6 protein-coding genes are annotated in these 6194 nt (G+C 67.5%); 5 read left to right on the top strand and 1 reads right to left on the bottom strand.

Annotated elements, in window-relative coordinates; all coding sequences use genetic code 11:
• The first annotated feature begins 300 nt into the window (after positions 1-300).
• Entirely contained in the window at positions 301-1401 is a 1101-nt protein-coding gene (locus IT293_21815; protein ID MCC6767296.1) for a beta-propeller fold lactonase family protein, read from the top strand.
• Between the two features lies 1 nt (position 1402).
• Here the strand turns inward: IT293_21815 and IT293_21810 are convergent, their stop codons facing one another.
• Complete coding sequence (locus IT293_21810; GenBank protein ID MCC6767295.1) at positions 1403-2227, bottom strand: SDR family oxidoreductase; 825 nt, start codon at positions 2225-2227, stop codon at positions 1403-1405.
• A gap of 96 nt (positions 2228-2323) precedes the next feature.
• On the opposite strand from IT293_21810, the gene IT293_21805 reads away from it, so the two are divergent.
• The 4 genes from IT293_21805 to IT293_21790 all read left to right on the top strand — a co-directional run bounded on the left by IT293_21805 (position 2324) and on the right by IT293_21790 (position 6013).
• Positions 2324-3337: a phosphotransferase family protein gene (locus IT293_21805; protein ID MCC6767294.1), complete on the top strand. Its 1014-nt coding sequence runs from the start codon at positions 2324-2326 to the stop codon at positions 3335-3337.
• Between the two features lie 3 nt (positions 3338-3340).
• A complete protein-coding gene (locus tag IT293_21800) occupies positions 3341-3748 on the top strand; it encodes a hypothetical protein (GenBank protein MCC6767293.1) in 408 nt (135 codons plus the stop codon).
• A 494-nt stretch (positions 3749-4242) separates the two neighbouring features.
• Complete coding sequence (gene cysK, locus IT293_21795; GenBank protein MCC6767292.1) at positions 4243-5172, top strand: cysteine synthase A; 930 nt, start codon at positions 4243-4245, stop codon at positions 5170-5172.
• A 28-nt stretch (positions 5173-5200) separates the two neighbouring features.
• Positions 5201-6013, top strand: coding sequence for an SDR family oxidoreductase (locus IT293_21790; protein ID MCC6767291.1), 813 nt, complete (start codon positions 5201-5203; stop codon positions 6011-6013).
• Positions 6014-6194: the final 181 nt, after the last annotated feature.

Raw genomic sequence — 6194 nt, 5'->3', positions numbered from 1 at the left:
GCGTTCCGTAGAGATGCACTTCAGGCGTGCTGCCGACGACACGGTACGTCGGCTGCAAGATGAACCCGCGCACGAGGGTGAAGTAGCGTCCGCCGTGCGGCCCCGCAACTCGAGAGCCGGGCGGAGGAGCACGACCGCCGGGTCGTGCGGCGAGGGTGGGTCGCGAAGGGATCGGCGCCCTGCTAGACCTCGGGCATGCGGTCGAGACGCCGTACACCCGCGTTCGGCCTCGCAGCGCTTTCGCTGGGCGTTGCGACCGTCGTCGCTCCGGGTTTCGCGGGAGCGGCGGCTCTCGATTTCGTGAATGTCGTCATCGAGGGAGAGGGCGGCGTGCGCGGCCTTGCAGGCGTGCTGCAGGTGGTTGTGAGCCCTGACGGGCGCAACGCGTACGCGGTGGGCCCGAGCAGCAACGCCGTTGCCGTCTTCTCTCGCGATCCAGGGAACGGTGCGCTCAGCGAGCTCGAGATCCAGCGAGACGGGGTCGGAAACGTCGATGGCATCGCCTACGCTTCCGCGGTCGCTGTCAGCCCCGATGGGCGCTTCGTGTACGTCGCCGGCGCCGGCGACGACGCGATCGCAGCGTTCTCACGTGATTCCGGGACCGGGGCGCTCACGTTCCTCGAGGCGCAAAAGGAAGGAACGGCCGGCGTCGAAGGTATCCGCTATGCCCGCGCCCTTGCCATCAGTCCGGACGGAGAGTTCCTGTACGCGAGCGGTCAGAAGTCGGACGCGATCGCGGTCTTCAGGCGCAACACCCTGACCGGTTGGCTGACTTTCGTCGAGGTGCAGCATCAGGGCGTGCTCGGCGTGAGCGGCATCGCGGAGCCGCTCGGCCTCGCGATCAGTCCGGACGGCGCACAGCTCTACGTCGCGAGCGGCGACCAGAGTGTGCTCACGGTATTCGCGCGCGACAAGGCGACCGGTCACCTGACCTTGCGACCTCCTTCGCCGGAGGCCGACCTCGGATTCGTGGGGGTGCATTCCATCGCCATCAGTCCGGACGGCAGTTTCGTCTATGCGCCCCGCCAGGGCGACGACACGATTGGCATATTCCGACGTGATCGATCGAGCGGCGCGCTCGGGCTCGTGGATCTCGTCGCGCAAGGCCTCGACGGGGTCGAAGGTCTCTATGGGGTACTCTGGGCCGCGGTCAGCCCGGACGGTCGTCGGTTGTATGCGGCGAGCACGCTCGACCACGCGGTCGCGGTGTTCGAGCGCGATCCGAGGTCCGGAGCGCTCACCTTCCTCGAGCAGCAGCGCGGCGCGCCTGGCCGACCGTGCCTCGCCTTCGCGCGCAGCGTCGCCGTGAGCCCGGACGGCCGGAACGTCTATGTGGCCGGCGCCAGCTCGAATGCGGTGGTCGCGTATCGCGTCGGCGAGCCCGACGGCACTGCACCGTAGCTCACATGTAGCTGCCGCCGGTCACGAGGACCACGTGCCCCGTCACGTAGTCTGCGAGCGGGGAGGCGAGAAAGAGCACGGGACCGGCGGCCTCCTCGGGGGTGCCGGAGCGGCCGAGCGGGATCATGCGCTTTGCGGCCTTGCGCATCTCCTCGGGAATGCCGAGCTCGACCATCTGCCCGTCGACCTCTGCCGTGCTCGCCGGCTCCTTCGCGGCGGTGAGTCGGGTCTCGATGAAGCCGTACGCAACCGCATTGACGTTGATGTTGAGCCGGCCCCATTCCTTGGCGAGCGTCTTGGTGACGCCGACGATACCCATCTTTCCAGCGGCGTAGTTCACCTGGCCAGCATTGCCGGCGACGCCCGAGGTCGACGAGACGTTGATCACCTTCCGCATGATCTGCTTCCCATCGGCGATCTCGGCTTTGGCCCAATCGCGCCAGTAGAGCGACGCGGCGCGCAGGAGGCGGAACGGGCCCGTCAGGTGGACGTCGAGCATCGCAGCCCACTGCTCGTCGGACATCTTGTGGATCACACCGTCGTGCGTGTAGCCGGCGTTGTTCACGATGATGTCGAGCCCGCCGAACTCGTCGACGGTCGCCTTGACGAGCCTATCGGGGAATTTCGGATCCGTCATGGAGCCGGCGACGACGAGCGCTTCGCCGCCTTTCCGGCGGATCGCCGTGGCGGTTTCCTCGGCAACCTCGGCACCGAGGTCGTTTAGGGTCACGCGCGCGCCGTGGGCCGCGAGGAGCTCCGCTGTGGCACGGCCGATACCTCGTCCGGAGCCCGTGACGATGGCGACCTTTCCTGCGACGAGCTGCATGGGGATCTCCTTTGCCGAGCGAAGGTTCCGGGTTTCTGCCACGCGTGCACACGCCTCGCAATCCGGTCGTCTTGCGTTCCGGCGAAGGGCCGCCGTATGCACCGGGGCGTGAGTCCGGACGAGTTGGCATCCCGCCTCCGCGATTTTCTGGCTGCGGCCAGTGGTCAGGGTGACGTCATGGTCGAGCATCTGCGCCGTGTCGCGGGTGGAGCATCGCGCGAGACGTGGTCGTTCGACGCTCGGTTTGCCGACGGCCCGACGCGCACCTTGATCCTGCGCCGCGATCCGGGTCCGACGAATGTCGGGACCGATCGGGCGCTCGAGTTTCGCGTGCTGCGCGTCGCGCATGCCGCTGGCGTACCGGTGCCGGCGGTGCTCTGGCTGGGAGACGACCCGGCGGTATTGGAAGGGTGTTTCTTCGTGATGGAGCGGATCGAGGGCGAGACGCTCGCGCGCCGTCTCCTGCGAGAGCCGAGGTACGCGGCGGCGCGACGTGTGATGCCGGCGCAGCTCGGCGCGATTCTCGCGCGCATCCACGCAGTGCCCCTGGACGCGTCGCTGGACGATTTGCCGGGTCGACGCGACTGGGAGCATCCCGCGACGGCCGAGCTGAGGCGCTACGAGCAGCTCTATCGTGTGCTCGCACCGGAGCCGCACCCAGTGATCGAGTACGGCTTCCGCTGGCTTGCCCGGCGCTTGCCTTCGAGCCGTCGGCGCGTGCTCGTGCACGGAGACTTCCGCATCGGCAACGTGATGTTCGGGCCGGAAGGTGTGCGCGTCGTGCTCGACTGGGAGCAGGCCCACGTCGGCGATCCGATGGAGGATCTCGGATGGATGTGCGTGCGCGCGTGGCGCTTCGGAAGTGCTCTACCGGTCGGGGGTATCGGCGAGCGTGCGGACTTCTTTCGCGCTTACGGGGAGGCGAGCGGAGAGCCGGTCGATCCCGACGTCGTGCGGTTCTGGGAAGCGCTCGGCGACCTCAAGTGGGCGGTCATTTGCATCGCACAGGCGCGTACCTATCTCGACGGTGGTGTGCGGAGTGTCGAGCTCGCGAGCATCGGACGGCGGACGGCGGAAGCCGAGCACGACCTGCTCGAGCTGGTGGATTGATCCATGCAGGATCGTCCCGATGCCCCGGAGCTTCTCGAAGCGGTGCGCGCGTTCCTGGACGAGCAGGTCGTCCCGGCGCTGGAGGGAACGAAGCAGTTCCACGCGCGGGTCGCCGTCAATGTCCTTGCCATCGTGGCGCGCGAGATCGTCCACGGCGAGCATTTGCTTCGCGCTGAGTGGCGTCGCCTCGTGGAGCTTCTGGGGAGGCCGTCATTGAACGCGCCTGCGAGCGAGGAGACGCTCCGAGCGGCCGTACGCGAGCTGAACGCCGCGCTCGCCGAACGGATCCGCGCCGGAGCAGCCGACGATGGCTCATGGGGGGCGGCCGTCCTCGCCCACCTCCGCGCGACTGCTACCGAGCGACTCGCCATCGCCAACCCGAAGTACGCGGAGCCGCGCCGAGTAGGGTGACCGTATGCCGCGGATCGCGCAGCGCGGCGCATTCGCGGTGCGTCAGCGAACCTACAGGACGTCCGCCTCCTGCTGTCTCGGTGTCGCAGAAGAAAAACCCCGATGGCCATCGCGGCGACGCGCCGCCCCGCCGGTGAAGCGGGGACCATCGGGGTTCGGTGGTTGCCTGGGCCTCCGGAGCACGACCCAGCGACGTTACGTGTGGGTACGCCTAGGAGGCGACCACCTCACAGATCACCGTAGAGACAAACGTCACTGGACCACCTCCTTTCTTCCGGCGCGAGCACCGAGCGGGCCCAAGCCCCGCCGCCGGAGGAGCGACCGCCGATGTCACCCTCCGGCCTCGATCCCGAGCTCGGCTCGTAGAGGTCTGTGTGAACCTCGGATCGAGTACCGATGGAAAGACTCTAGCCCCGAGGGATCGTGACGTCCAGCGGGTTTTCGAGGAGGGCGGCGCTGTTTGCGCTCGAAGGCGGGTGCGCTACTAGAGGTGCATGGCTCGACTCTACGACGACATCACCCAGACCATCGGGCGGACCCCATTGGTACGCCTGAATCGCGTGACGGCGGGGCGCAACGTGCGGCTGTATGCCAAGCTCGAATTCTTCAACCCGCTCTCGAGCGTGAAGGATCGCATCGGCCTCAGCATGATCGATGCCGCGCAGCGCGCCAATCTCATCAGCGAGCGCTCGGTCATCGTGGAGCCGACGAGCGGCAACACCGGTATCGCCCTGGCATTCGTGTGTGCCGCACGCGGCATACGTTTGATCCTGACGATGCCCGAGTCGATGTCGCAGGAGCGCCGCGTGCTTCTGCGTCTCCTCGGGGCGGAGCTCGTGCTGACGCCCGCAGCGCAGGGCATGCGCGGTGCGATCGCCAAAGCCGAAGAGATCGCCGCCAGCACGCCGAACTCGTTCATCCCTCAGCAATTTCAGAATCCGGCGAATCCCGACATCCATCGGCGCACGACCGCCAACGAGCTCTGGGACGATACCGACGGACAGATCGACGTCCTGATCTCGGGCGTCGGGACGGGCGGGACGATCACCGGGGTCAGCGAGGTATTGAAGCAACGGAAGCCGTCGTTCCACACGGTCGCGGTCGAGCCGGCGGCGTCGCCGGTGCTGTCGGGCGGGGCTCCCGGTCCCCACAAGATCCAGGGGATCGGGGCCGGCTTCATCCCGGAGATCCTCGATACCCGAGTCATCGACAGCATCGTCCAGGTGAAGGACGAGGATGCGATCAAGACGGCCCGTGAGGTCGCGCGTCTCGAGGGCATTCCGTGCGGCATCAGCAGCGGCGCGGCCGCGTGGGCGGCGCTGCAGGTGGCCGACCGCCCGGAGATGGCCGGCAAGTTCATCGTCGCCGTCTTTCCGAGCTCGGCCGAGCGCTATCTCAGCACGAGTCTGGTCGAGGGGCTGTGATACGACGACGCGCTGACGAGGCGTGGCGATGAGCGAGATCGCCGGTCGCCGGGTGCTGATCACCGGAGCGGCCAGTGGACTCGGCCTGTTGCTCGCCCAAAAGCTCGCTAGACGCGGGGCGCACGTCGTGCTGTGGGACGTGAACGCCGCAGGACTCGAAGCGGCCCGGCGTGACATCGAGGCCGCGGGCCGGAGCGTCGAGACCGACGTGTGCGATGTCTCCTCCCGCGAAGCGATCGAGGCGGCGGCGGGGCGCGCTCTCGCCCGGGCGCCGATCGACGTCTTGATCAACAACGCGGGAGTGGTGACCGGCAAGACCCTGCTCGACGCGACGCCGCGCGAGATCGAGCTCACGTTCGATGTGAACGTGCTGGCGCTCTTCTGGATGACGCGAGCGTTCCTCCCAACCATGTTGGCGCGTAACAGCGGGCACATCGTGACGATTGCGTCCGCGGCCGGGATCGTCGGCATCTCGAAGATGACCGACTATTGCGCGAGCAAGCACGCCGCGGTGGGGTTTGACGAATCGTTGCGCCTGGAGCTGCGCCGCCTCGGGAGTCGTGTCGTGACGACCGTGGTGTGTCCCTTCTATATCAGCACCGGAATGTTCGCTGGGGTACGGACGCGATTTCCCGCGATCCTACCGATCCTCGATCCGGAGCGGGTGACCGATCGGATTGTCGACGCGATCGTGCGCAACAAGCGTCGGCTGATCCTCCCGGGCGTGGTGCGGACGACCTGGCTCGGACGCCTGCTGCCGATCGGAGCGTTCGACGCGATCATGGAGTTTCTCGGCGTCAACCACAGCATGGACCACTTCACGGGCCGCGCCGCTCACTGAGCAGAGTCTGCCGGTTGCGAGAAGCTTCGGGTGTACGTCCGTACCGGCTGGACGTACCGCGACGACAGTACGGATCGCGCGGTGTTCCATCTCGGGCAAGCCGATCGAGGAGATGACGAGCGCCCCCGACGGTGTCGCCGCCATGGTCGCCGTCTTCATTGGGTTGGTAGGTATGGGGAAC

This window comes from Deltaproteobacteria bacterium (assembly GCA_020848745.1).
Lineage (GTDB): Bacteria > Desulfobacterota > Binatia > UTPRO1 > UTPRO1 > UTPRO1.
Note: the sequence above shows the minus strand (reverse complement) of the source record. Positions and strands in the feature narration are given on the sequence as shown.

Coding starts and splice junctions, on each gene's coding strand:
- cysK (MCC6767292.1), top strand. CDS start 4,243: ATGGCTCGACTCTACGACGACATCACCCAGACCATCGGGCGGACCCCA.
- IT293_21810 (MCC6767295.1), bottom strand. CDS start 2,227: ATGCAGCTCGTCGCAGGAAAGGTCGCCATCGTCACGGGCTCCGGACGA.
- IT293_21800 (MCC6767293.1), top strand. CDS start 3,341: ATGCAGGATCGTCCCGATGCCCCGGAGCTTCTCGAAGCGGTGCGCGCG.
- IT293_21790 (MCC6767291.1), top strand. CDS start 5,201: ATGAGCGAGATCGCCGGTCGCCGGGTGCTGATCACCGGAGCGGCCAGT.
- IT293_21805 (MCC6767294.1), top strand. CDS start 2,324: ATGCACCGGGGCGTGAGTCCGGACGAGTTGGCATCCCGCCTCCGCGAT.